General features: G+C 71.5%; 22 protein-coding genes and 1 pseudogene. 13 read left to right on the top strand and 10 right to left on the bottom strand.

Annotation, left to right across the window (positions count from 1 at the left end):
• The first annotated feature begins 145 nt into the window (after positions 1-145).
• From QIT00_RS29160 to meaB, 3 genes are read left to right on the top strand one after another with little or no spacing between them, the layout of a single operon-like run.
• Positions 146-2,005 (top strand): methylmalonyl-CoA mutase subunit beta, encoded by a 1,860-nt coding sequence (locus tag QIT00_RS29160; protein WP_282538419.1) that lies wholly within the window; start codon positions 146-148, stop codon positions 2,003-2,005.
• Positions 2,005-4,266: a methylmalonyl-CoA mutase gene (gene scpA, locus QIT00_RS29155; RefSeq protein ID WP_282538418.1), complete on the top strand. Its 2,262-nt coding sequence runs from the start codon at positions 2,005-2,007 to the stop codon at positions 4,264-4,266. The genes QIT00_RS29160 and scpA overlap by 1 nt, the downstream gene beginning before the upstream one ends.
• 4 nt (positions 4,267-4,270) lie before the next feature.
• Positions 4,271-5,254 (top strand): methylmalonyl Co-A mutase-associated GTPase MeaB, encoded by a 984-nt coding sequence (gene meaB / locus QIT00_RS29150; RefSeq protein WP_282538417.1) that lies wholly within the window; start codon positions 4,271-4,273, stop codon positions 5,252-5,254.
• Between the two features lie 172 nt (positions 5,255-5,426).
• Here meaB and QIT00_RS29145 read toward each other — a convergent pair whose 3' ends face one another.
• A complete protein-coding gene (locus QIT00_RS29145) occupies positions 5,427-5,729 on the bottom strand; it encodes a hypothetical protein (RefSeq protein ID WP_282538416.1) in 303 nt (100 codons plus the stop codon).
• A 263-nt stretch (positions 5,730-5,992) separates the two neighbouring features.
• Here QIT00_RS29145 and QIT00_RS29140 point away from each other — a divergent pair, with 263 nt between their 5' ends.
• Genes QIT00_RS29140 through QIT00_RS29130 form a run of 3 tightly spaced genes read left to right on the top strand, consistent with a single transcriptional unit; the run spans position 5,993 to position 9,620 of the window.
• Positions 5,993-6,337, top strand: a complete 345-nt coding sequence (locus tag QIT00_RS29140; protein ID WP_282538415.1) for a hypothetical protein — start codon at positions 5,993-5,995, stop codon at positions 6,335-6,337.
• Positions 6,334-8,418: a bifunctional polysaccharide deacetylase/glycosyltransferase family 2 protein gene (locus QIT00_RS29135; protein WP_282538414.1), complete on the top strand. Its 2,085-nt coding sequence runs from the start codon at positions 6,334-6,336 to the stop codon at positions 8,416-8,418. The genes QIT00_RS29140 and QIT00_RS29135 overlap by 4 nt, the downstream gene beginning before the upstream one ends.
• Before the next feature lie 17 nt (positions 8,419-8,435).
• Positions 8,436-9,620 carry an LCP family protein gene (locus QIT00_RS29130; protein ID WP_282538413.1) on the top strand — a complete coding sequence of 395 codons (1,185 nt, stop codon included), beginning with the start codon at positions 8,436-8,438 and terminating at the stop codon, positions 9,618-9,620.
• On the opposite strand, the gene QIT00_RS29125 is transcribed toward QIT00_RS29130, so the two are convergent.
• The gene (locus QIT00_RS29125; protein WP_282538412.1) at positions 9,597-9,914 is read right to left on the bottom strand and encodes an MFS transporter; all 318 of its coding nucleotides are present in this window, start codon (positions 9,912-9,914) and stop codon (positions 9,597-9,599) included. The genes QIT00_RS29130 and QIT00_RS29125 overlap by 24 nt on opposite strands.
• A gap of 121 nt (positions 9,915-10,035) precedes the next feature.
• Between QIT00_RS29125 and QIT00_RS29120 the strand changes: the two genes are divergently transcribed.
• On the top strand, positions 10,036-11,664 hold the full coding sequence (locus tag QIT00_RS29120; RefSeq protein WP_282538431.1) for a transposase: 1,629 nt from the start codon (positions 10,036-10,038) through the stop codon (positions 11,662-11,664).
• Positions 11,665-11,683: 19 nt separating this feature from the next.
• Here the strand turns inward: QIT00_RS29120 and QIT00_RS29115 are convergent, their stop codons facing one another.
• Complete coding sequence (locus QIT00_RS29115) at positions 11,684-11,875, bottom strand: hypothetical protein (protein WP_282538411.1); 192 nt, start codon at positions 11,873-11,875, stop codon at positions 11,684-11,686.
• Positions 11,876-11,961: 86 nt separating this feature from the next.
• Between QIT00_RS29115 and QIT00_RS29110 the strand changes: the two genes are divergently transcribed.
• Positions 11,962-12,105, top strand: coding sequence for a hypothetical protein (locus tag QIT00_RS29110; protein WP_282538410.1), 144 nt, complete (start codon positions 11,962-11,964; stop codon positions 12,103-12,105).
• A gap of 70 nt (positions 12,106-12,175) precedes the next feature.
• Here QIT00_RS29110 and QIT00_RS29105 read toward each other — a convergent pair whose 3' ends face one another.
• Positions 12,176-13,885, bottom strand: coding sequence for an IclR family transcriptional regulator domain-containing protein (locus QIT00_RS29105; protein WP_282538409.1), 1,710 nt, complete (start codon positions 13,883-13,885; stop codon positions 12,176-12,178).
• Between the two features lie 181 nt (positions 13,886-14,066).
• Between QIT00_RS29105 and QIT00_RS29100 the strand changes: the two genes are divergently transcribed.
• On the top strand, positions 14,067-15,260 hold the full coding sequence (locus QIT00_RS29100; protein ID WP_282538408.1) for a 4-hydroxybenzoate 3-monooxygenase: 1,194 nt from the start codon (positions 14,067-14,069) through the stop codon (positions 15,258-15,260).
• A gap of 288 nt (positions 15,261-15,548) precedes the next feature.
• On the opposite strand, the gene QIT00_RS29095 is transcribed toward QIT00_RS29100, so the two are convergent.
• Positions 15,549-16,892, bottom strand: coding sequence for an MFS transporter (locus QIT00_RS29095; protein WP_282538407.1), 1,344 nt, complete (start codon positions 16,890-16,892; stop codon positions 15,549-15,551).
• Positions 16,893-17,144: 252 nt separating this feature from the next.
• Here QIT00_RS29095 and QIT00_RS29090 point away from each other — a divergent pair, with 252 nt between their 5' ends.
• Positions 17,145-17,882: a GNAT family N-acetyltransferase gene (locus QIT00_RS29090; RefSeq protein ID WP_282538406.1), complete on the top strand. Its 738-nt coding sequence runs from the start codon at positions 17,145-17,147 to the stop codon at positions 17,880-17,882.
• 157 nt (positions 17,883-18,039) lie between these two features.
• Here QIT00_RS29090 and betA read toward each other — a convergent pair whose 3' ends face one another.
• Positions 18,040-19,698 (bottom strand): choline dehydrogenase, encoded by a 1,659-nt coding sequence (gene betA, locus QIT00_RS29085; protein ID WP_282538405.1) that lies wholly within the window; start codon positions 19,696-19,698, stop codon positions 18,040-18,042.
• Between the two features lie 273 nt (positions 19,699-19,971).
• Here betA and QIT00_RS29080 point away from each other — a divergent pair, with 273 nt between their 5' ends.
• Complete coding sequence (locus QIT00_RS29080; protein WP_282538404.1) at positions 19,972-20,772, top strand: VOC family protein; 801 nt, start codon at positions 19,972-19,974, stop codon at positions 20,770-20,772.
• Positions 20,773-21,053: 281 nt separating this feature from the next.
• Here QIT00_RS29080 and QIT00_RS29075 read toward each other — a convergent pair whose 3' ends face one another.
• The 4 genes from QIT00_RS29075 to QIT00_RS29060 all read right to left on the bottom strand — a co-directional run bounded on the left by QIT00_RS29075 (position 21,054) and on the right by QIT00_RS29060 (position 23,508).
• The gene (locus QIT00_RS29075; protein WP_282538403.1) at positions 21,054-21,464 is read right to left on the bottom strand and encodes a PTS-dependent dihydroxyacetone kinase phosphotransferase subunit DhaM; all 411 of its coding nucleotides are present in this window, start codon (positions 21,462-21,464) and stop codon (positions 21,054-21,056) included.
• Complete coding sequence (gene dhaL / locus QIT00_RS29070) at positions 21,461-22,066, bottom strand: dihydroxyacetone kinase subunit DhaL (RefSeq protein WP_282538430.1); 606 nt, start codon at positions 22,064-22,066, stop codon at positions 21,461-21,463. Before dhaL ends, QIT00_RS29075 begins: the two co-directional genes overlap by 4 nt.
• 71 nt (positions 22,067-22,137) lie before the next feature.
• The gene (dhaK, locus tag QIT00_RS29065; RefSeq protein WP_282538402.1) at positions 22,138-23,130 is read right to left on the bottom strand and encodes a dihydroxyacetone kinase subunit DhaK; all 993 of its coding nucleotides are present in this window, start codon (positions 23,128-23,130) and stop codon (positions 22,138-22,140) included.
• Between the two features lie 147 nt (positions 23,131-23,277).
• On the bottom strand, positions 23,278-23,508 hold the full coding sequence (locus tag QIT00_RS29060; protein ID WP_282538401.1) for a hypothetical protein: 231 nt from the start codon (positions 23,506-23,508) through the stop codon (positions 23,278-23,280).
• Between the two features lie 227 nt (positions 23,509-23,735).
• On the opposite strand from QIT00_RS29060, the pseudogene QIT00_RS39035 reads away from it, so the two are divergent.
• Both QIT00_RS39035 and QIT00_RS29050 read left to right on the top strand, forming a co-directional pair.
• Positions 23,736-23,891, top strand: a pseudogene (locus QIT00_RS39035) (SLC13 family permease); the annotation flags it as partial.
• 202 nt (positions 23,892-24,093) lie between these two features.
• The gene (locus tag QIT00_RS29050; RefSeq protein WP_282538399.1) at positions 24,094-24,642 is read left to right on the top strand and encodes a hypothetical protein; all 549 of its coding nucleotides are present in this window, start codon (positions 24,094-24,096) and stop codon (positions 24,640-24,642) included.
• Positions 24,643-24,702: the final 60 nt, after the last annotated feature.

Raw genomic sequence — 24,702 nt, 5'->3', positions numbered from 1 at the left:
ACTTTCGGGAAGGGGCGGGGAGGGGAAAGAGCACGCCCGCCCGGATAGGCCACCAGGCGCGCGTGATCAAGACCAGCCCGGAGAGGGCAAGGTCACAGCTGTCGGCACTGCTGCTCATGAGTGAACGTGCCCTAACATCCGAGCCATGACGGTCCTGCCTGACGACGGGCTTTCGCTGGCCGCCGAGTTCCCTGATGCGACCCACGAGCAGTGGCAGGCCCTTGTATCGGGCGTACTGCGCAAGTCGGGTAAGGAGTTCTCGGGTACGGCGGCCGAAGACGCCCTCTCCACCGCACTTGAGGACGGGCTCAGCACCCGCCCCCTCTACACGTCCCACGACCCCGCGCCGGACACCGGCCACCCCGGCTTCGCCCCGTTCGTCCGGGGCGGCAGGCCGCAGGGCGGCACGGCAGGCGGCTGGGACGTACGGCAGCGGCACGCCGTCGCCGACCCGGAGCGCGCCCGCGAGGCGGTCCTCGCCGACCTGGAGAACGGCACCACCTCGCTGTGGCTCGCCGTGGGCCCCGGCGGCGTCCCCGTCTCCGGCCTCGCCCGCGCCCTCGACGGCGTCTATCTCGACCTGGCTCCGATCGCCCTCGACGCGGGCGCCGAATACGCCGACGCCGCCGTCGAGTTGCTGCGCCTGTACGCCGAGCGCGGTGTGGCCGCCGAGCAGGCGAGCGGCACCCTCGGCGCCGACCCGCTCGGCCACGAGGCCCGCACCGGCGCGGAGCTGGACGCCGCACCCGCCGCCGAACTCGCCGCCCGCTGCGCCCGCGAGTACCCCGGCATCCGCGCCCTCGCCGTGGACGCCCTGCCGTACCACGAGGCCGGGGCCTCCGCCGCCGAGGAGCTCGGCTGCTCCCTCGCCACCGGGCTCGCCTACCTGCGGCAGCTCACCGCGGCCGGACTCGACCTGCGACAGGCCCTGAGCCAGCTGGAGTTCAGGTACGCGGCCACCGCCGACCAGTTCCTCACCATCGCCAAGCTGCGGGCCGCGCGCCGCCTCTGGTCGCGGATCGCCGAGGTCTGCGGGGCGCCCGCCCATGGTGCGCAGCGACAGCACGCCGTGACCTCAACGGTGATGACGACCCGCCGCGACCCGTGGGTCAACATGCTGCGCACCACGGTCGCCACGCTCGCCGCGGGTGTCGGCGGCGCGGACTCCGTGACCGTCCTCCCCTTCGACGAGGCGCTCGGTCTGCCCGACGCGTTCGCCCGCCGCATCGCCCGCAACACCTCCACCATCCTCCTGGAGGAGTCGCACCTCGGACAGGTCATCGACCCCGCGGGCGGCTCCTGGTACGTGGAGCGGCTCACCGATGAACTCGCCCACGCCGCCTGGGAGTTCTTCCAGGAGATCGAGCGCGAGGGCGGCCAGGCGTCCGCCCTGCGCTCCGGGTTCGTACCCGAGAGGCTGGCCGCCACCTGGGGCGCGCGCAGCGCCAAGCTCGCCACCCGCCGCGAACCCGTCACCGGTGTCAGCGAGTTCCCGCACCTCGCCGAGAAGCCCGTCGTCCGCGAGCCCGCGCCCGCGCCGCTCACCGGCGGACTGCCGAAGGTGCGCCGCGACGAGGCGTACGAGGCGCTGCGCGCCCGCTCCGACGCGCACCTCGACGCGACCGGGGCCCGCCCCAAGGTGTTCATCGCCGCGCTCGGCCCGGCCGCCGCGCACACGGCCCGCGCCACGTTCGCCGCGAACCTCTTCCAGGCGGGCGGCGTCGAGCCCGTGCTCGACCCGGTATCCATCGACAACACGGCCGCGGAGTCGGTTACCGAGGCGTTCCGGGCGAGCGGTGCGGGCGTCGCCTGCATCTGCTCCAGCGACGCGCTCTACGACGAGCAGGCCGAGGCCGTCGCGCAGGCGCTCCAGGACGCGGGCGCCCAGCGGGTGTTCCTCGCCGGGAAGCCCGCCGAGCGCACCGGAGTCGACGCGCACGTGTACGCCGGATGCGACGCGGTCGCCGTCCTCACCTCCACCCTCGACCGCATGGGAGTGGCGTGATGCCGAACCAGCAGCCGGACCAGCAGCCGGACCAGCAGAGCACCAGCAGCAGCTCGCAGATCCCCGACTTCTCCGTGATCGGCCTGAACACCGGCGCCCCCGCGGGCTCCGACGACGAGTGGCGCGCCGCCGTCAAGGAGTCCACCGGCAAGTCGGTCGACGACCTGACATGGGAGACCCCCGAGGGCATCGCCGTCCAACCCCTCTACACCGGGCGGGACTTGGAAGGCCTGGACTTCCTCGGCACATACCCCGGTGCGGCCCCGTATCTGCGGGGCCCGTACCCGACGATGTACGTCAACCAGCCCTGGACGATCCGGCAGTACGCGGGTTTCTCCACGGCCGAGGAGTCCAACGCCTTCTACCGGCGCAACCTCGCGGCCGGACAGAAGGGCCTCTCCGTCGCCTTCGACCTGCCCACGCACCGCGGGTACGACAGCGACCACCCGCGCGTCACCGGTGACGTCGGCATGGCGGGCGTCGCCATCGACTCCATCTACGACATGCGGCAGCTCTTCGACGGCATCCCCCTTGACAAGATGACCGTGTCGATGACGATGAACGGTGCCGTGCTGCCCGTACTGGCGCTGTACATCGTGGCGGCGGAGGAACAGGGCGTACCGCCCGAGAAGTTGGCCGGGACCATCCAGAACGACATCCTCAAGGAGTTCATGGTCCGCAACACCTACATCTATCCGCCGAAGCCGTCGATGCGGATCATCTCCGACATCTTCGCGTACACCTCGCAGCGGATGCCGCGCTACAACTCCATCTCCATCTCCGGCTACCACATCCAGGAGGCGGGCGCGACGGCCGACCTGGAGCTGGCATACACGCTCGCGGACGGGGTGGAGTACCTGCGCGCCGGGCAGGAGGCGGGCCTGGACGTCGACGCGTTCGCGCCCCGGCTCTCCTTCTTCTGGGCGATCGGCATGAACTTCTTCATGGAGGTCGCCAAGCTGCGCGCCGCCCGCCTGCTCTGGGCGAAGCTGGTCAAGCAGTTCGACCCGAAGAACGCCAAGTCCCTCTCCCTGCGCACCCATTCGCAGACCTCGGGCTGGTCCCTCACCGCGCAGGACGTCTTCAACAACGTCACGCGCACCTGCGTCGAGGCGATGGCCGCCACCCAGGGCCACACGCAGTCCCTGCACACCAACGCCCTGGACGAGGCACTCGCCCTGCCCACCGACTTCTCCGCGCGCATCGCCCGCAACACCCAGCTCCTCATCCAGCAGGAGTCGGGCACGACGCGGACGATCGACCCGTGGGGCGGCAGCGCGTACGTGGAGAAGCTCACGTACGACCTCGCGCGCCGCGCCTGGCAGCACATCCAGGAGGTCGAGGCCGCAGGCGGCATGGCGCAGGCCATCGACGCGGGCATCCCGAAGCTCCGCGTCGAGGAGGCCGCGGCCCGCACGCAGGCCCGGATCGACTCCGGACGGCAGCCGGTCATCGGCGTGAACAAGTACCGCGTCGACAGCGACGAGCAGATCGAGGTCCTCAAGGTCGACAACTCCTCGGTCCGCACCCAGCAGATCGAGAAGCTGCGCAGGCTCCGGGAGGAGCGCGACGAGCAGGCCTGCCAGGACGCCCTCGCCGCCCTGACCCGTGCCGCCGAATCCACCGGAAACCTCCTGGAGTTGGCGGTGAACGCGGCCCGCGCCAAGGCGACGGTCGGTGAGATCTCCGACGCACTGGAGAAGGTGTACGGGCGGCACGCGGGCCAGATCCGTACGATCTCCGGCGTGTACCGCAACGAAGCAGGCCAGTCGCCCTCCGTGGAGCGGACCCGCGCCCTCGTCGACGCCTTCGAGGAGGAGGAGGGCCGCCGCCCGCGCATCCTCGTCGCCAAGATGGGCCAGGACGGGCACGACCGCGGCCAGAAGGTCATCGCGTCCGCCTTCGCCGACCTCGGCTTCGACGTCGACGTCGGCCCGCTCTTCCAGACCCCGGCGGAGGTGGCGCGGCAGGCAGTCGAGGCGGACGCGCACATCGTCGGCGTCTCCTCGCTGGCGGCCGGGCACCTCACCCTCGTACCGGCGCTGCGCGAGGAGCTGGCCTCCGAGGGGCGCGAGGACATCATGATCGTCGTCGGTGGTGTGATCCCGCCGCAGGACGTGCCCACGCTCCTGGAGATGGGCGCCACCGCGGTCTTCCCGCCCGGCACGGTCATCCCTGACGCGGCGTACGACCTGGTGGAGCAGCTGGGCGAACAGCTCGGCCACGAGTCCGCCGCCCGCTCCGCCGCTGCCGAGCGCTGAGCCGATGCCCAAGCCGATCGACATCGACAGTTATGCGAAGGGCGTGCTCGACGGGAAGCGCGCGCACATCGCGCGCGCCATCACCCTCGTCGAGTCCACCCGGCCCGATCACCGCGCCCACGCCCAGGAGTTGCTGACGCGGCTGCTTCCGCACTCCGGGCGGGCACGGCGGATCGGCATCAGCGGAGTGCCGGGGGTCGGCAAGTCGACGTTCATCGACGCGCTCGGCACGCTCCTCACCTCGCTCGGCCACCGGGTCGCGGTCCTCGCCGTCGACCCGTCCTCGACGCGTACCGGCGGCTCCATCCTGGGCGACAAGACCCGGATGGAGCGCCTGTCCGTCGACCCGAACGCCTTCGTCCGGCCCTCGCCGACCGCGGGCACGCTCGGCGGGGTGGCGAAGGCGACGCGCGAGTCGATCGTGGTGATGGAGGCCGCCGGGTACGACGTGGTGCTCGTGGAGACCGTCGGCGTCGGCCAGTCCGAGACAGCCGTCGCCAACATGGTCGACTCGTTCCTGCTGCTCACCCTGGCCCGTACGGGAGACCAGCTGCAGGGCATCAAGAAGGGCGTCCTGGAGCTGGCCGACGTGCTGGCCGTCAACAAGGCGGACGGCCCGCACGAACGCGACGCCCGCTCGGCGGCGCGCGAACTCGCGGGCGCGCTGCGGCTCATGCACCCTGCGGACGCCGCCTGGACCCCGCCGGTCCTGAGCTGCAGCGCCCGCGAATCCACCGGCCTCGACACGGTCTGGGAGCGCCTGGAGCAACATCGCGCACTCCTCGACTCCACGGGCCGCCTCGCCGCGAAGCGCCGCGACCAGCAGGTCGACTGGACGTGGACGATGGTCCACGACGTCCTCCTGGAACGCCTGCGCGCCGACCCGAAGGTACGGGAGGTCGCGCCCGAGCTGGAACAGCGGGTACGCGAGGGGGAGTTGACGGCCACGCTGGCGGCGGAGGAGATCCTGCGGGCGTTCCGGGACTGATTTCTTCCCCTGCCCGCCCCTTCCCGAAAGCTTGCAGCGGCTGTCGTTCGGCTGCGGCGCCGTCGTGGCTGGGTTGCGCCCCGGCGGAGCCGCAAGTGTCACAGCCCCGCGCCCCTGAAAAACCAGCCCCTCCGGCGTTTGAGGAGCGACAGCCCCGCGCCCCCGAACAGGCTCACGCCGACGCCATGGCCGCCACCAGCAGGATCGCCTGGACCACGGGCAGCAAGGCCATCGCGAGTGCGGTGCCCGCTGCGATCATGCGCCACTCGCGCAGCGAACGGCGGTGCGGGAGAAGCCAGGACACGGCGAGCAGTACCAGGGAGGTCAGGCTCGTCGCCTCGTTGCCGCTGGTGTAGCCGTCGCCCCAGAACGTCAGGAACTGCCAGACGAGCAGCGGCAGTCCGGGAATCGATGCGGCCAGGGGTGCCTTCCACCAGGTCGCGTGGGGCCGAAGCTGAACGTCGTCGATCGTCATGACGCCACTACAGCAGCGGTACGGGCCGCACGACATCCGCTCTCGTACTCACTTGGACAGGGTTCTTGGCGAAAAGGAACCAAGAACGATCACCACACGTCACATCCGCGCCGTATCGTCGCCCTGCGGCGCCCCGCGCTGACCACGTTCGGGTGCCGCACCGCGACACAACCCCCCACAGCACCCCCCCAGGAGCTACTCGTGTTCGGCGCCACACCCCCCACAGGCATACCCGGCCACCCCTCGAACTCCCCCCTCGACGTATGACCCCCGCCAGGCGGCGCGGGCGTCGCAACCGGCCGGTCTTCATCGAGCGTTCGGGGCGGCGCAGACGAGTGCTGCGCTCCGTCGCCGCGGTCCTCGGCTGCGCCTGCGCCGGTTATCTGCTGTTCCTCGTCGTCCTCGTGGACGCCGTACGGCAGCCCGCCGGCACCGCACCCCCGCGCATGGACGTACCGCTGCGGACCACTCACGCCCGGCACGACACCACCGTCCCCGACGAGCGGACCCGGCCGAACCGGCCATCCACCCCCACGCCCACCACCCCCACGCCCACCACCACCACGCCCACCACCACCGCGCCCGCCTCGCCGCGGGACGGGCGGTGAGCCCCCGGCACGCGCTGCGCCGTACCCCGCGAGGGCACTGGATCCTGCTCTTCCTCGTGCTACCCGTGGTCACCATCAGCCTGCTCTTCGAGGGCTGGACCACGCACGAGGTCGACGCCGCACGCTCCAAGGAGCCGTGCACCCGGCCCGTGCCCGCGGCCGCCGACGACGGGCAGCCGGTGCTCCGCCTCGACGGCGACCGGATCGAGACCGCGGGCATGCCGCCGCGCACCGCAGCGCTCACCTTCAACGGCGGCCCCGACCCGCACTGGACGCCGCGCCTGCTCGACCTGCTGCGCGAGCACGACGCGCACGCGACGTTCTTCCTGTACGGGGCACGCGCCACCCGGCACCCGGCGCTCGTACGCCGCATCAGAGCCGAGGGGCACGAGATCGGCTCGTACACGTACACCGGCGGCGACCTCGGCACCGCGTCCACCCTGCGCGCTCGAATGGAGCTGGCCCTCACGCAGACCGCGCTTGCCGGTACGGCCGGGGTCCACACGCGGCTGCTCAGGCTGCCGCACACCACCGCCGCCGACACCCTCTGCGGCGCCGAGTGGCGGGCCGCCCAACGGGCCGCCGCCCAGGGCTACTTGCTGGTCGCCGCCGACCACAAGTCCCGCAGACCCTCCCAGGGCGTGATCCGGCAGTACAGCCACACCGACCTTGGCTACCGGGAGGCGCGGGCCCTGCTCGGCAACCCGCGCATGGACAAGTTCAGCACCGTCACCGCCGGGCTCGGCCGGCCCACGCTCACCACACCGGTCGGCGTCGCCGAACGCCTCAAGGGCGAGGGCCTGTTGTGGGCGCAGACCCTGGGGCACGCCTTCACCCGCGCCATGGCCTGGGTGCTCGGCGTGGCGGGTGTGCTCGGTGTGCTGCGGTTGCTGCTGCTCGCCGTGTTCGCGCGCGCCCATGTGCGCCGCGTCGACCGGCTGCGGCCCGGCGCACCCCGGCTGCGGGAGGTGCACGACCCGGTGACCGTCCTCGTACCGGCGCACAACGAGGAGGCGGGGATCGGCGCCACCGTGCGCTCCCTGCTGGCCTCGCTCTATCCGCGCCTGCAGATCGTCGTGATCGACGACGGGTCCACCGACCGCACCCCGGAGATCGTCGAGGCCATCGACGACCCGCGCGTGACGCTCGTCCGCAGGCCCAACGGCGGCAAACCCCGCGCCCTCAACACCGGCCTCGCGCACGCCCGGCACGACATCGTGGTGATGGTCGACGCGGACACGGTGTTCGAACCGGACGCGCTCTACCGCCTCGTCCAGCCGCTCGCCCACCCCGCCGTCGGCGCCGTCAGCGGCAACACCAAGGTCGGCAACCGCCGTTCCCTGCTGGGCCGTTGGCAGCATCTGGAGTACGTGATCGGCTTCAACCTGGACCGCCGGATGTTCGAGGTCCTGGAGTGCATGCCGACCGTGCCCGGCGCCATCGGCGCGTTCCGCCGGGACGCCCTCATGGGCGTGGGCGGTGTCAGCGAGGACACCCTCGCCGAGGACACCGACCTCACGATGTCGCTGTGGCGCGCGGGCTGGCGCGTGGTGTACGAGGAGTCCGCGATCGCCTGGACCGAAGTGCCCAGCACCCTCGGCCAGTTGTGGCGCCAGCGCTACCGCTGGTGCTACGGCACGCTGCAGTCGATGTGGAAGCACCGCAGGTCCCTGGTCGAGATGGGCCCGGCGGGCCGCTTCGGGCGCCGCGGCCTCACCTATCTGACCCTGTTCCAGGTGGTGCTTCCGCTGTTCGCGCCGGTCGTGGACGTGTTCGCGCTGTACGGCCTCTGCTTCCGCGACCCCACCGAGGCACTGCTGGTGTGGCTGGGCTTCCTCGTCGTACAGCTGATCACCGCCGGGTACGCGCTGCGGCTCGACGGGGAGCGGCTGCGTGAACTCTGGTCGCTGCCCCTGCAGTTGTTCGTCTACCGGCAGCTGCTCTACCTGGTGGTCATCCAGTCCGTGATGACCGCCCTGCTCGGCACCCGGCTGAAGTGGCACCGCATGCTCCGCACCGGCACCGGCGACCAGCACCTCCTGGAGGAGGCCGACCGCCGCTCGCCGGCCTCCGCCCGTTGACGAGGGGAGAAGAACCCATGCAGGACCCGCACCAGGACCCGCACCCCGCAGGCCCGCGGTACGGGCAGGGACTGCGCGCGGGCCCGGTGATCGCCGTCACCGGGCCACTCCGGCAGGACGAGGACGAGGTACTCCTGCGGCCACCCCCGCGCCGGGCGCGTGCCCGGCCGCGCCGCCGCAGGCGCCGCAGGCCGCTGCGCCGCGCGCTCCTGTTCCTCCTCGCGCTGCTCCTCGCCACCCCGCTCGGCACGTACGCCTGGGCCGAGACCCGCCTCAACCGCGACGTCGACCTCGGCGCGTACGGGCACCGCCCGCCCCCCGGCAAGGGCACCACGTATCTGATCGTCGGCTCCGACAGCCGCGCCGGGCTGACCGCCGAGGAGCAGCGGGACCTGCACACCGGGGCGGTGCCGGGGCGGCGTACGGACTCGATGATCCTGCTGCACACCGGCGCCTCCGGCACCACCATGGTGAGCCTGCCGCGCGACTCCTGGGTGACCGTGCCCGCGCATCTGCGCACCTCCACCGGTAAGCGCACCAAGCCCGCGAAGAGCAAGCTCAACGCCTCGTTCTCCCGTGGTGGGCCCGAACTCCTCGCGCGTACCGTCGAGTTCAACACCGGGCTCCGGATCGACCACTACGCGGAGATCGGCCTTGCCGGGTTCGTGAAGATCGTCGACGCGGTGGGCGGCGTACGGATGTGCCTGCCGCGCGCCGTCCGCGACGAGAAGTCCGGGGCCGACCTCCCGAAGGGCTGCCAGCGGTTGGACGGCGCGGAGTCCCTGGCGTTCGTACGGCAGCGCCACCAGGAGGCCGAGGGCGACCTGGGGCGCACCCTCAACCAGCAGAAGTTCCTCGCGGCCCTCGCGAAGCGGGCGGCCACCGCGGACACGGTCCTCGACCCGACCGTCCTCTACCCGGCACTCGGCGCGGGCCTCGACACCCTCGTCGTCGACCGCGATATGACGCTGCGTCAACTCGCGTCGATGGTACGGGCGGTGCAGGGCGTCACCGACGGCCGCGGGCGGCGCATCAACGTACCGGTCGCGGCCGTGGGCGTTCCGACGCCCCAGTGCAGTGCGGTGCGCTGGGACGAGGACGGCGCGCGGGAGCTGTTCGGGCGGCTGCGGCACGACCTGCCGGTGCCGGAACAGATCCCGCGCGATTCAGCCTCGGACTCAGGTGCGGGAAAGGGGAGTTGACGGTACGGCAGGTGGCGTGTTCTCGCCCTCGGCGTCCGCGGCGGCCTCGTCGAGGGTGCGGCCCCGGGTCTCCTCCGCCCAGGCCACGCACGCCAGGAACCCGACCGCGGTGACGGCCGCGCCCGCGTACATCGTGCCCGAGACCCCGATGTGCACGAGGGACAGCGGGACCAGGTAGGTGCCGACCGCCGCCCCGATCTTGCTGAACGCCACCACCATGCCCACGGTGCTCGCCCGGATCGACGTCGGGAACAGCTCGTTGGGGTTTGGAACTGCTGTTGATTGAGTGCCCATGAGTGTGCTTCAGATTGTATGAGTGAGCCGTTCTGTCGTTTGATGCTGTCATGATTTCTGATTGCATGCCCTGATCTACCGATCTTTCGGTAGAGTTTTTCAAGTTCCTTCTGGGAAGGGGGTGTTGGTTTTGGCTGAGTCGAAGAGTGGGCAACTTCGTCCGATCGAGGATCCGTTCGTGGCGACAGGCCCGTCGGGCGTGGCTGTACGTGACCGGCTCAAGCACCTCACCCCGGAAGACGACAAGGTCCTGCGTGCGGTCGGCGAGCACCAGGGCCGGTTGGCATCGGCTGATCTCAGGGCCCGTTGCGAGGCGGGAAAGGATCAGGACAAGGACGCGTGGGCGGCCAGGAAGCGGGAGTTGACCGCGCAGTCCTCGTCCCGCATAGCCGGGACGATCACGAAGGCCACGCATGACCAGTTCGGTCTGGCCCGCCGCTGCCTCCTCGCACACATCCACAACCTTGAGGCCGGAATCAGGACGCTGATGCACCGGCTGTCGCAGCCGATCGGTTCCCATGGCACCAAGAGGGCGCCGGGCGGTTACCGGTCCAGGCGGGAGTGGTTCGTGAAGTCCCGCCGCCTCGCGTGCCTGGAGGCACGTCTGGAACGCGCCCGGCACGACTGGGAGACCGGGCGCGTGCACGTGGTGCGCGGCGGCAAGCGGCTGTTGAAGAACCGCCACCACCTCGAAGCGGCCCAGCTCACCGTGCAGCAGTGGCGGCAGAGGTGGGAAGCCGAGCGCTGGTTCCTGACCGCAGACGGCGAATCTGGGAAACGGTTCGGGAACGAGACGATCCGCGTCACACCCGACGGTGAAGTCTGTATCAAACTCCCCGCGCCGCTCGCCCATTTGGCGAACGCCCCGCACGGCCGGTACGTCCTGTCCTGCAAGGTCGCGTTCGCGCACCGCGGCGCCGAGTGGCGCGACCGCACCTCGGCGAACCGGGCCGTCGCGTACCGCATCCACTACGACGTGGCACGTGGGCGCTGGTACCTCACCGGGGCCTGGACTCGGCCCGTGGTGAAGACGATCCCGCTCGACGCTGCCCGGGCCCAGGGCATGGTCGGTGTAGACACCAACGCGGATCACTTCGCCGCCTACCGGCTCGACCGGCACGGCAACCCGGTCGGTGACCCCAAGCGGTTCCCCTACGACCTGTCCGGGTCGGCCGGCCACCGGGACGCCCAGGTGCGGCACGCCATCACCCGCCTGCTGCACTGGGCCAAGAGGTGCGGCGTGGCCGCGATCGGTATCGAGAACCTCGACTTCACCGCCGAGAAAACCCGCGAGAAGCACGGCCGCAAGAAGCGATTCCGGCAGCTGATCTCCGGCATGCCCACCGGCAAGCTCAAAGCCCGCATCGTATCCATGGCTGCCGAACTGGACCTGGCGGTCGTCGCCGTCGACCCGGCCTACACGTCGAGGTGGGGCGACCAGCACTGGCGTAAGCCGTTGACCAGCAACAAGCGCAAAACGACTCGCCATGACGCCGCTTCCGTGGCGATTGGCAGGCGCGCCCTCGGGCACCCGATCCGGAGACGGACGGCACCGCCCCGGCATCACCAGAGTGATGATGCCGGGCATCGGACCGTCCAGGCCGATCGAGTCAGCCGGGGACGTGAGGAACCCCGCCCACCCGTCACGGAACGTGCACACGATGCACGCAGCCCGACGGGGGTAACGAAACCGCGGGAATCCAGCCGGACATCCAAAACCGTTCGGGATGTCCGCAGTGACCAGGAATAGGCCCGAGGGGCACTCTTGATCACTTAGTTGGAACGGTACAGCCACTCCAGGATGCCCGGCGCCCGGAGAAGAACGCATACAGCGAGAAGCAGCCGAGGACGACCGCGACCGGGGCGTCGGCCCAGGCGCTGAGCACGAACAGCGGCAACGCCATCAGCGCGAAGGTCCAGGTGATGAAAGGCCGGCGGCCGACCGTCTCCAGGAGGCGCATCCCGGGGACGCAGCCCGCCAGGAAGAGCAGGCTGACGGGGGCGGCCCCGAGCGTGCCCGCGGTGTGCTCGTCGAAGCAGTTACGTTTTGCGGAATAAGGCTAGGGACCCCCGGCAGCGTGCCGTCTCCGACTTCCTCCGCGACCGCAGCGCCCTGCGCCGCTACATCACTTGGCTGGCCACGGCGCGGGGCCCGGTCGCCGGGGCGGCGATCGAGGCCCGGTTGCTGTGAGCGCGGTCAGGGCCCTTTACGTACGGCCGGGCCCGTACGGATCGACAACCCACGCCCGGGTGGGCGCCCCTCAGGCCACCGCAATCCGCGAGAACCGCCCCGCGATCCGCAGATCCGCCTCGATCCGAGCGGCCGTGGCCCGCAGCTCCGGCAGCACCTCGTCCCGGACCTGCGCGGGCGTACGACGACTGCTGTGCATGGCGACGTTCACGGCCGCCACCGCGCGCCCGGACGCGTCCCGCACAGGCACGGCGAGGGACCGCAGCCCTTCCTCCAACTCCTCGTCGACCAGGGCGTGCCGGGCCGCACCCACCTCGTCCAGGAGGGCGTCGAGCGCGGCCCGGTCGGTGACGGTGTGCGGGGTCAGCGCCCGCGGTTCGCTCCGGTCGAGCAGGGCGGCACGCTCGTCCGCGGGCAGGTCGGCGAGCAGTACGCGGCCCATCGACGTGGCGTACGCGGGCAGCCGGGTGCCGATGGTGATGTGCACGCTCATGATGCGGCTGGTGGCGACGCGCGCCGTGTACCGGATGGCGTCCCCGTCGAGCACCGCGAGCGACGCCGAGTCGTGCACCGTCCGGACCAGGGCGGCCAGATGGGGCGAGGCGATCTCCGGCAGTGTGCTGCGCGACAGCGGCGCGTGCCCGAGGCCGAGGACGCGCGGCGTGAGCCGGAAGGCGCGGCCCTCGCGGCGGACGAGACCGAGGTGCTCGAAGCTCAGCAGGGCCCGGCGGGCCGTCGCGCGGGCGAGCCCGGTGGCCTCGGCGACGGCGGTCAGGCTCAGCGCGTCCCGGCCCTCGTCGAAGGCGGTCAGTACGGTCAGGCCCCGGGCCAGGGACTCCACGAACCCGGAGCCCAGCTCCTGCTTGGACGCCGTGGTCCAGTCGGCGAGCCCCGCCTCCGGCCGGGGGCGCCGGACAGGCCCTGGGGCCCGCAGCAGCCGCTCCATCGCGGCCACCGTGCGGCGCGCGCCGGGCAGCAGCGAGCGGCGCAGGGACGCGGCAGTGTGCCTGCTGGTGTGGCTGACCACGCTGAGCGCGCACACCGTACGGCCCTCCGGATCGCGCACCGGGAGTGCGACGGCGACGAGTCCCGGCTCGATCAGCTGGTCGTCCACGGCGAGCCCGGCGTCCCGAGCCGCTGCGGCGCGCCCCTCGAACTCCCGGGCGGCGAAGGCGAGTCGAGGAGACTCGGCATCGGCATCGGCATCGGCATCGGTCTCGGGGAGGTCGGGGATGGCGGGAAAGCCCCGGTCGAGCGGGTCCGCGGCGCGCCGCCCACGCCAGTGCGCCCACTGCTCGTCGGTCCAGTCGGCGGCGAACAGGGCGCCGGGCGCGGTGCGTTCGGCGGGCAGCAGGTCGCCGATGCGGAAGGAGAGCGACATGGCGCGGCGCCGGGTCGACTGGTGCACGAAGCGGATGCCGTCGCCGTCCGGCACGGCGAGGGACACCGACTCGTCCAGTTCGTCGGCGAGTTGCTCGGCGAGCGGCCCGAGCGGCCCCGGCACGTGCAGCGCCGCGAGGAAGGCGTTGCCGAGCTCCATCAGGCGCGGGGCGAGCGACGCGGTGTGCGCGTCGAGCCGTACGTACCCCATGCGGGCCAGGGTCGCGGTGACGCGGTCGACGGTGGAGCGGGCCAGGCCGGTCGTGCGGACCAGCTCGCCGACCGGGCAGCGGCCATCGGCGGCGCCGAGCGCACGCAGCACGGCGACCCCGCGCAGCAGCGGCCCGACGGCCTCGGTCGGCGGTCCGCTCGGGTCGGCGGGCGGGGGTGTGGCGGCCATGGGCTACTCCGCTGCGATGCCGGCCGAGCCGTACGGAACCGGCCGTTGACATCGGGACCGGGCGCGCGCAGACTCGGGGCGCTTCTTTAATGAACACAAGTTCACTGGGCGAACAAAGCTTAGCAGTCGGAGCCCTGAGGCGCCCGCGCCGCCGTCGCGCCCCGCACCGAGGAGGACCCTGATGCACCCCGAGCACACGAGTGTCGCCATCGTCGGCGCGGGACCGGCGGGCCTGCTGCTCGCCCGCCTGTTGCACCGCGCGGGCGTCGACACCGTCGTCCTGGAGGGCCGGGACCGGGAGTACATCGAGCGCCGCCAGCGGGCCGGAATCCTGGAGCAGGCCACCGTGGACGCGCTGCGCGAAGCCGGAGCAGGTGACCGTATGGACCGCGAGGGCATCCCGCACGACGGCATCGAGCTGCGCTTCGACCGACGCGCCCACCGCGTCGACTTCCCCGCCCTGACCGGCGGCCGGCGCGTGATGGTGTACGCGCAGACCGAGGTCGTCAAGGACCTCGTCGCCCTCCAACTCGCCGAAGGCGGACCGCTGTTGTTCGAGGCCGAGGTGCGGGAGGTCATCGGCGCGGACACCGCCCGGCCCGTCGTGCACTACCGCCACGGGGGCCGCGACCGCACCCTCGGCTGCGACTACGTCGTCGGCTGCGACGGCTTCCACGGCGTCGTCAGGAACGCCGTCCCGGACGCGGTGCGCAGCACGTACGAACGCGTCTATCCGTACTCGTGGCTCGGCATCCTCGCCGAAGCGCCGCCCGTCTACGACGAGTTGATCTACGCCCACTCGGAGCGCGGCTTCGCCCTCGCCAGCATGCGCTCGCCCCAGGTCGGCCGCCTCTACCTCCAGGTCCCCAACGGCACCGACCCCGCCGACTGGCCGGACGAGCGCGTCTGGGACGAGCTCGACGCCCGCTTCGCCCTCGACGCCGAACCCGGCTGGAAGCTGCGGCGCGGCCCGATCACCGCCAAGTCGGTGCTGCCGATGCGCAGCCACGTCACCGAGCCGATGCGGTACGGCCACGTCCTGCTCGCCGGCGACGCCGCCCACATCGTCCCGCCGACCGGCGCCAAGGGCCTCAACCTCGCCGCCGCCGACGTGATCGTCCTCGCTCGCGCCCTCACCGCCCGGTACCGCGACGGTTCGACGGCGCTGCTCGACGCGTACTCCGACACCTGCCTGCGCCGGGTCTGGCGCGCCGAGCACTTCTCGTACTTCATGACGACGACGCTGCACACCGACCCGGAGCAGAGCGCGTTCGACACCCGGCTCCAGCTCTCGCAGCTGGAGCGGCTGGCGAACTCGGAGCACGCGGCGGCCGAACTGGCGGAGAACTACACGGGGTTGCTGATCTCCGACTAGGGCCTGCCCGGCGGATCAGGCCGGACCCGGTCGACGGTGACCTGCCGGTCGAGTCGAGCCGGGGCGATGGGGGTACCCCCTGCTCGAACGAAGCCGAGAGCTTGGGGGAGCGTGCAGCTGCAAGGCGGAGGAGGGCGTCAACGCGGAGCGTTGGCAACCGACGACAACGCCGTGGGGGTGCCCCCTGCTCTGGGGGCACCTCCCGGCCGAAGGCTGGGGGAGGAGTCGAGAGCTTGGGGGAGTGCGTGCCAAGCCCCGCGACCCCGGCCTGATCCGCCGGGCACGCCCTTAGGCTGGCGTGGACGCGCGGCGGTCGCCGAGTCGGCCGGCGAGGGGGACCAGGGCGATCGCCGCAGCACCCACCAGTCCGGCCACCGCGAACGCCGTGAAGCCCCAGCTCTCGTTGCCGTTCGCGGCGAGCGCCCCGCCCAGCCACGGTCCGAGCACCGCGCCGGTGCGCCCGACCCCGGTCACCCAGCCGAGCCCGGCGGCCCGCTCGCCGGCGCCGTACACGGTGTCGGTCGCGGCGTACACCATCACCTGCGCGCTGAACAGCCACACGCCGGTGATCGCCACGACCGCGTAGGTGACGCCGAGCGGCAGCTGCTCCCTGAGGAGCAGCGCACCCGCGGCCGTGAGCACGAACCACAGCGCGGACACCCGCACCGCTCCGAACCGGTCCGCGGTACGGCCCGCGATCAGCATGCCGACGATGCCGCCCGCGTTGATGACCATCAGGAAGCTCACCGAGGACGTCAGTCCGTAGCCGGAGGCGCGCATCAGCTGCGGCAGCCACGTCGAAACCCCGTACACGAGCAGCAGCCCGCAGAACGAGGCGAGCCAGAGCAGCGGCGTCGACCAGCGCGTGCCCGGCGCGAACAGCGCGCGCACGGCGGCCAGTCGGCCCTTCGCGCCGCCCGCGGGCGCCTCCACCGGCGTGGGCTCCGGCAGCCCGTAGCGCACGGCCACCTCCCGCGCCCGCTCCCGCTGACCGCGCGCGAGCAGCACACCCGGCGACTCGGGCAGCAGCTTCAGGAGCAGCGGTACGGCGATCACCGCGGGCGCGACCCCCGCCCAGAACACCCAGCGCCAGCCGACCGCGGGCGCGACGGTCAGGCCGAGGCCCGTCGCCGCCATCCCGCCCGCGTGGTACGAGGTCATCAGGACGCCCGTGGTCAGCGCGGCCCGGCGCGGCGGCGCGAACTCCAGGACCATCGCCAGGCACAGCGGCATCAGCCCGCCGAGCCCGAGCCCCGCCAGGAACCGCCCGGCACCGAAGAGCCCCGGCGACATGGCGAGCGCGCACCCGGCACTGCCGAGCGAGAACAGGGTCACGCTCGCCACCAGCATCGGCCTGCGCCCCAGCCAGTCGGTGAGGTTCCCGGCGAGCAGCGCGCCGATCAGCATCCCGAACGTGGTCCAGCTCCCGATCGTCCCCGCCGACGCGGGCGTCAGGCCGAGGCCCGGGTCGTCGAGCATGTGTGGCATGACGGCGCCGTAGATGTTCACGTCCATGCCGTCGAAGAACACGGCGAGCCAGCACAGCGCGAGGACGGGAAGGACGGATCGGAAGGTGTGCGCGGGGGCCCGGCCGGGCGGCTGCGGCCCGGCGGACACGCGGGAAGAAGTCATGGCAGTCCCTGAATCCCTGGGAACGAGAGGCTTGTTCGCGTAGCGAACTTCGCTTCACTATTGGGGGCTGCATGAGTTTCGGGGCGGCGGGTGTGGCTGTCAATGAGTGGGACACGCCCTTTTCACACGCCCCTCCACGCGCCCTTTTCACGCGCCGTGATCACGAGCCCGCGGCGGCGGCCCTGCCCCGCTGCGAGCAACGTCACGATCCGGTACGGGAATACGAACGTCCCACCGCACCTTGCACGCGACATGACCGCAGCACACCCCGCCCTCGATCCGCACGCCCCGACGACCTCGGCTCCGCACCCCCTTGACCGGCCCACCCGTTCCGCGCTCACCGGGCCGCAGGCCCACCTCGCTGAGCGGCGCGGGCGGCTGCTGCGCTTCCCGGTCGACGTCTCACCCTGGCTCGCGCTGCCCGAGGACCCGCAGGCCGGGGACTGGGCGGATCTCGCCGCGCTCGTCGGCCCGGGCGGCACGTTCGCGCTCGCCGCGACGACGGACGTGACACCGCCGGCCGGCTGGGCCGAGACGTTCCGCGTCCCCGGCGTCCAGCTCGTCGACGACGGCGTGCGGGCCGCATTCGACGAAGAGGCCGTACGGCTCGGCCCCGCCGACGTCCCGGAGATGCTCGACCTCGTGGAGCGCACCCGCCCCGGACCGTTCCTGACGCGCACCGTCGAACTCGGCGGGTACGTGGGCATCCGCCGCGGCGGCGCCCTCGTCGCGATGGCGGGGGAGCGGCTGCGGCCCGAGGGGTACGCCGAGATCAGCGGAGTCTGCACCGACCCCGCACACCGAGGCCAGGGCCTGGCCGGCCGGCTCGTCCTGGCCGTCTCGGCGGGCATCAGGGCACGCGGCGAGGTGCCGTTCCTGCACACCGGCGCGGACAACACCGGCGCCATCGGCCTCTACGAATCCCTCGGCTTCCGGCTCCGCCGCGAGGTGCTGTTCTTCGGCCTGGAGGTGCCGAGGACGGTCTCTTAGCCGCACCGGGCCCCGTATCGCGCTGAGGCGCCCGTGCCCCGACAGGGGCGCGGGGCTGTGACATTTGCGGCTCCGCCGCGGGGCGCGACCAGCCACGATGGCGCGGCAGTAAAAAGACGGCCGAGAACCGGGGCCCGGGGGCGCAGCCCCCGAACCCTCAACCCTTCCGCGCCCGGTGCCGGTAGAACTCGACCGTGGACGGCGGCAGCGGAGTGTTGCCGAGGATCAGGTCGGCCGCCTTCTCGGCCAGCATCATGACCGGCGCGTAGATGTTGCCGTTCGTCAGGTACGGCATGGCCGAGGCGTCGACGACGCGCAGCCCCTCGACCCCGTGGACCCCCATGGTGGTCGGGTCCGTCACCGCCATGTCGTCGATGCCCATCTTGGCCGTGCACGACGGGTGGTACGCGGTCTCCGCGTCCCGGGCCACCCACTCCAGAACGGCCTCGTCGTCGCTCACCTCGGGGCCGGGCGACATCTCTCCCGCGTCGAACTCCGCGAAGGCGGGCTGCTTCAGGATGTCCCGGGCGACCTGGATGGCCTCGATCCACTCCTTGCGGTCGTTCGGCGTGGAGAGGTAGTTGAACCGCAGCGCCGGATGCTCGCCCGGATGCCCCGACTTGATCTTCACCGAGCCGCGTACATCGGAGTACATCGGCCCGATGTGCACCTGATAGCCGTGCTCGGCGTCCACCGGCGTGCCGTCGTAACGCACCGCGATCGGCAGGAAATGGAACATCAGGTTGGGGTAGTCCACCTCGTCGTTCCCGCGGACGAACCCACCGGCCTCGAAGTGGTTGGTGGCCGCCGGGCCGGTGTGGGACGTCATCCAGCGCATTCCGACGGCGGGCCGATTGCGCCATTTGATGAGCGGGTTGAACGAGATGGGCTGCTTGGAGGCGTGCTGCACATACACCTCCAAGTGGTCCTGGAGGTTCTCACCGACACCCGGCAGTTCATGCACCATCTCGATGCCGAGCCGGGTGAGTTCATCAGGATTGCCGATGCCGGAGAGTTGCAGCAGCTGCGGGGTGTTGATGGCTCCACCGGAGAGGACGACCTCGCCGCCGAACACCTCCTTCTGCTGCTTCCCGTACCGGCGATAGGCGACGCCGACCGCCCGCTTCCCCTCGAAAAGCACCCGGTCCACCTGCGCGAAGCACTGCACGGTGAGATTGGGGCGCTTCATCACGGGATGCAGATACGCCTGCGCCGCGGACCACCGGCGGCCGTCCTTGATGTTGCGGTCGAAGCGGGCGAAACCCTCCTGCTTGTAGCCGTTGACGTCCGAGGTCAGGTCGTACCCGGCCTGCTGGGCGGCCTCCAGGAACGCCTCGAACAGCGGGTTGTCCGCCTTCCCGCGGTCCAGCCACAGAGGGCCGCCCTGACCGCGCCATTCATCGGCGCCGGCCGCGCAGTGCTCCATTCGCTTGAAATACGGCAGGCAGTGCGCGTAGTCCCAGGTCTCCATTCCGGGATCGGCGGCCCAACGCTCCAGGTCCATGGGATTTCCGCGCTGGAAAATCATTCCGTTAATGGAACTCGAACCGCCGAGCAACTTGCCGCGCCCGTGACTGACCCTGCGGCCGTTCATGTAGGGCTCGGGCTCCGACTCGTAGCACCAGTCGTAGAGCGGATTCCCGATGATCATGGTGAGGGCGGCCGGCATGTGCGTGAGCACGTCCCACTTGTAGTCCGGCCGTCCGGCCTCGAGGACCAGCACCCGATTGGCGGGGTCCGCGCTCAGCCGATTCGCCAGGGCGCACCCCGCAGAGCCGCCGCCGACAATGATGTAGTCAAATTCTGCCCGGCCCATGTCGCTCCCTGGTTTCTGGTCGAACGTCTCGTTGCAATCTCGTTGCACGCCCCCGCGGCACGCGCCCAACGTAATGCGTAATCAATTCATCGCGCACAACGGAAGAGCCGAATACGGTGCAACCGGGAAGGGAATTCCCACGTCCAGTCCGTATATCGACGGAGAGCGAGTGGCGCCCGTGTCGGGGGCCACGCACCGTGACCGGTCGGCGCGCGATTGTCAGTGCCGGGTGCCACGCTGAACTCACCGACGACGCACGGAAGGAACCGCTTCATGATCACTACGGACTTCGCCAACGGCGCCCCCTGTTTCCTCGACCTCGGAGCTCCCGACGTCCCGGCCGCCACGGCTTTCTACGGCGCCGTGCTGGGCTGGGACTTCGAGTCCATGGGCGACGGCGGCGGGGACATGGAGGGCGGCATGTTCCGCAGCGACGGCAAGCTCGTCGCCGGGCTCGGCAAGCTCACCGAGCAGGGCGCCCGCTCCGCCTGGATGATCTACTTCAAGGTCGCCGACGCGGACGCGGCGAAGCAGTCCGTCGAGACCGCGGGCGGCACCGTCCGGGTCGAGCCGATGGACCTCGAGGACTGGGGCCGCATGGCGCAGTTCACCGACCCGCTGGGCGGCCAGTTCGCCGTCTGGCAGCCGCGCAAGGACGCGGGCGTCGAGAAGGTGGACGAGCCGGGCTCGCTGTCCTGGACGGAGCTGTACACGACCGACGCCGCGGCCGCGAAGGCGTTCTACACCACCGTCCTCGGCTGGCGGTACAGCGACATGGACCTGCCTGGCGGCGGAGGCACGTACTCGCTCATCACCCCCGCCGATCAGCCGGAGGAGCGGATGCACGGCGGCATCATGCAGATGCCCGCCGAGCACCTCTCGCTGGCGAACGGCAAGCCGTACTGGCACCCGGTCTTCAACGTCACCGACTGCGACGCCGCCGTCGCCAAGGTCACCGAGAACGGCGGCAGTGTGCAGATGGGGCCGGAGGACGCGGAGGGCGTCGGCCGGATGGCGGTCTGCGTGGACCCGGCCGGAGCGGACTTCGTCGTGCTCAAGCCGTCCGAGAGCTGACCCTCGGGCGCGGCTGTCGGGAACGCCCGGCCGGTTCCGTCCGAGCCACGAGCGTGCCGGACGGGCCACTCGACACCACCGACTAAAGAGCGAGCGCGATGGAACTCGGAGATGGTCCTGTGCACCGCGAAGAACGCCCCGAAACTGCACGCGCTGCGCCAGAACAACGCGCGGAGCGCCGGCGGGACTGAGCACCCTCGGTGCGCCGCTCCCCGTAGAGCCGTACGGAGGAGGGCCCGGCCGGTGCGCACCGGCCGGGCCCTCCCCTCGCCTCCGGAGGCTCACTCCTTGCGGTAGCCGTACGCCTCGCGGGCCGCCGTCTCCACCGCGTCCAGGTCCGCGCCCGCCGAGGCCGTGACCACCGCCGCGACCGCGCCCTCCACGAACGGGGCGTCCACCAGGCGTGCGCCGTCCGGGAGTTCGTCGCCCTCGGCGAGCAGGGCCTTCACGGTGAGCACCGCGCTGCCCAGGTCGACCAGGAGCGCGACGCCCGCGCCCCGGTCCACCGAGCGGGCCGCCCGCGCGATCAGCTCCGAGCTCGTACCCAGGTCGCCGTCCTCCGTGCCGCCCGCCGCCGCGACCGGGGCCGTTCCGGCGCCGCCCGCGAGGCCGTTCGCCAGCTCGGCGACGGACGAGGCGACGGCCGCGCTGTGCGACACCAGGACGACGCCCACCCGCTCGTCGTCGCTCATACGGCGCCTCCGGCGGCCTCGGCGAGCGCGGTGAACAGCAGGGCGGATGACGTCGCGCCGGGATCCTGGTGGCCGATGCTGCGCTCGCCCAGATAGCTCGCGCGCCCCTTGCGCGCCTGCAACGGAATCGTCGCCTCCGCGCCCTTGTCGGCGGCGTCGCGCGCCGCCTCGAAGGAGGCCGGCAGGGCGTCGACCGCCGGAATCAGCGCGTCCAGCATCGTCTTGTCGCCGGGCGCGGCCCCGCCCAGCTTCGCCACCGCGTCGACGCCCGCGCGCAGCGCCTGCGCCAGCTCCTCGCGCGACACCTCGCCCGCGTCGCCGAGGGTCTTGCCGGTGGTACGGAGCAGCGTGCCGTACAGCGGCCCGGACGCCCCGCCCACCTTCGAGATCAACTGCCGCCCCGCCAGGGCGAGGAGAGCACCGGGCGCGGTGGCGTCGCTCCCGTCGAGCGCCTCGGTCACGGCCGCGAAGCCGCGCCGCAGGTTGGCGCCGTGGTCCGCGTCGCCGATCGCCGAGTCGAGCTCGGTCAGCCGGTCCGCCTCGCGGTCCACGGCTGAGGCGGCGGTGGTCAGCCAGCGGCGGAAGAAGTCGCCGTCGAGCACGTCCAGCACGTCGTGCACAAGTCCTCCAAGTTCGGTGGTCACCGGCCTGATGCGAGCCCCGGGTTACCTGGTCACATGCCCCAACGCAGCCCGGGCGTGCGCACCGGAGCGTCCCACAGGCGCAGGAGTTCCTCGTCGATCTGGCACAGGGTCACGGAGGCGCCCGCCATGTCGAGGGACGTCACGTAATTGCCGACCAGGACACCGGCGACGACGACGTTCCGCTCCGCCAGGACGCGCTGCACCTCGGCGTGGAAGCCGTACAGTTCGAGCAGGGGCGTGGCACCCATGCCGTTGACGAGCAGCAGGACCGGGTTGCGCGGCCGCAGGTCCTCCAGGACGGCGTCCACGGCGAAGTCGGCGATCTCCCTGGACGTCATCATGGCGCGCCGCTCCCGGCCCGGCTCGCCATGGATGCCGACGCCCAACTCCAGCTCACCGGACGGTAGTTCGAAGGTCGGGCTGCCCTTCGCGGGGGTCGTGCAGGCGCTCAGGGCGACGCCGAGGCTGCGGGAGTTCTCGTTGACGCGCCGCGCGATCGCCTCGACCCGCTCCAGGGGCGCCCCGGCGTCGGCGGCCGCGCCCGCGATCTTCTCCACGAAGAGGGTGGCGCCGGTGCCGCGCCGCCCCGCGGTGTAGAGGCTGTCGGTCACGGCCACGTCGTCGTCCACGAGGACCTTGGCGACCTGGATGCCCTCGTCCTCGGCGAGTTCGGCGGCCATGTCGAAGTTCAGCACGTCACCGGTGTAGTTCTTCACCACGAACAGCACACCCTTGCCGCTGTCCACGGCGGCCGCCGCCCGCACCATCTGGTCCGGCACGGGCGAGGTGAACACCTCCCCGGGGCAGGCCGCCGACAGCATCCCGGGCCCCACGAACCCCCCGTGCAACGGCTCGTGCCCGGACCCGCCCCCGGAGACGAGCGCCACCTTGTCGGCAACGGGCGCGTCCCGCCGTACGATCACCCGGTTCTCGACATCGACCGTCAACTCGGGATGCGCGGCCGCCATCCCGCGCAACGCGTCGGCCACTACGGTCTCGGGGACGTTGATGAGCATTCTCACGGGTACCTCCGACAGATGTTGGCAAGCAGTTGCTTGACGTGCGTGCGTTTTCAGGAAGGTGCCGAATTCCGGGCACAGGGGCGTGCCCGGAATCGTAGGAGGGGAACCGTTCGAGCCCCTTCGAAGCGCGCAGTGCCTCGTGGGGCCTCAATGTCCCTTCAGCGCGGTCATCTTGCTGTAGGGGCTCGGGACGCGCTGCTGGGTCGAGCCGAAATCGACGAGTACCGCGAGCCCGTCCTCGATGCCGATGACCCGGCCGAGGCCGTACGTGTCGTGCGTGACCTGATCGCCCACGGCGAAGTGCTTGGGCGCCGGCGTGTCGGGGGCCTTGAAGGGACTGGTGGGCAGATGACGCTTCGGTGCGGCGGGCTTAGTCATTGCCCCCAGTATGCGCCTGCCGGCGCGCTGCTCCGTACGGTCGTCGACATCGCCCGTTCGCTGCGCAGGTCTCAGACGTGGAGCACCCGCGCCGACGCGGCGCAGTCGCACGGCCGGGTTCCCCCAGCGCTGTCGTTCCCCCCTTCGGTCATGCCTGTTGACCTGCTGGAACGCCGATCGCAGGATTGATCAACATCTGGCCCGGGTTCGCCCAACGGAACGGAACCGTGGACCTGTTGGTGAGGTGGGGTCTTCGGCTGGTCCGGGGCAAGGTGGCCGCCGCGCCCTGGATCTTCTTCTCGCTGACGGGGATCCTGATGTCGATCGGCGCGATCTTCGCCATCGCGTGTGTTGCTCCGCTCGCCATCCCGTTCGCCCGCCGGTACAGGATCGACCAGCTGATGATGGGCATGATGGTCGTCCATGGAGGCATGGCCGGGGCGTTCTCTCCCCTGAGTGTGTACGGCGTCTTCGTGAACGGCTTCCTAGATGCCAAGGCACTGCCGTCCAACTCCTTTGCGCTGTTCGCGACTTCCTTCGTCTTCAACACGGCGATCGCGCTGCTCCCTGGTCGGCCTCGCCGCCATGGTCGTCGGTACGGTCGCCTTCGGCGTCGACATCGGCATCCTCTCGACGACGGTCGCGGCGCTCCTCGCCATCGTGACGCCGGGCGACGCGAAGGAGTCGCTGACCAACGTCAGCTGGAGCACGGTCGTCCTGGTCGGCGGCGTCATCACGTACATCAACGTCCTGGTGACCGCGGGAACGGTGGAGTTCACCAGCGAAGCGATCATGGAACCCGGGTCCCCGCTACTGGCCGTGCTCCTGCTGTGCTACCTGTCCGGCATCGTCTCGGCGCTCGCGTCGTCGATCGGCACCATCGGCATCGCGGTCGCCATCGCCTCCCCGCTGATGGCGGCCGGCGAGCTCGGCGTGATCGGGGTCGCGGCGGCGCTCTCCATCTCGGCCACCGTCGTGGACGTCAGCCCGTTCTCCACCAACGGTGCCCTGGTCCTCGCGAATGTCGACGCGGAGCACCGCGAGGCCTTCTACCGGCGCATGGTGGCGTACGCGGGGCTGATCGTCCTCCTCGCCCCGCTCGCCGCCTGGGCGTTCGCCCTCCTGCCGGTGTGAGGAACGGAGGAACGGTGGTACGGAGGAACGGAGGAACGGAGGAACGGAGGAACGGAGGAA

This window comes from Streptomyces luteolus (assembly GCF_029968015.1).
GTDB lineage: Bacteria > Actinomycetota > Actinomycetes > Streptomycetales > Streptomycetaceae > Streptomyces > Streptomyces luteolus.
The sequence above is the reverse complement of the archived record's forward strand: the minus strand, read 5'-3'. Positions and strand labels throughout refer to the sequence as shown.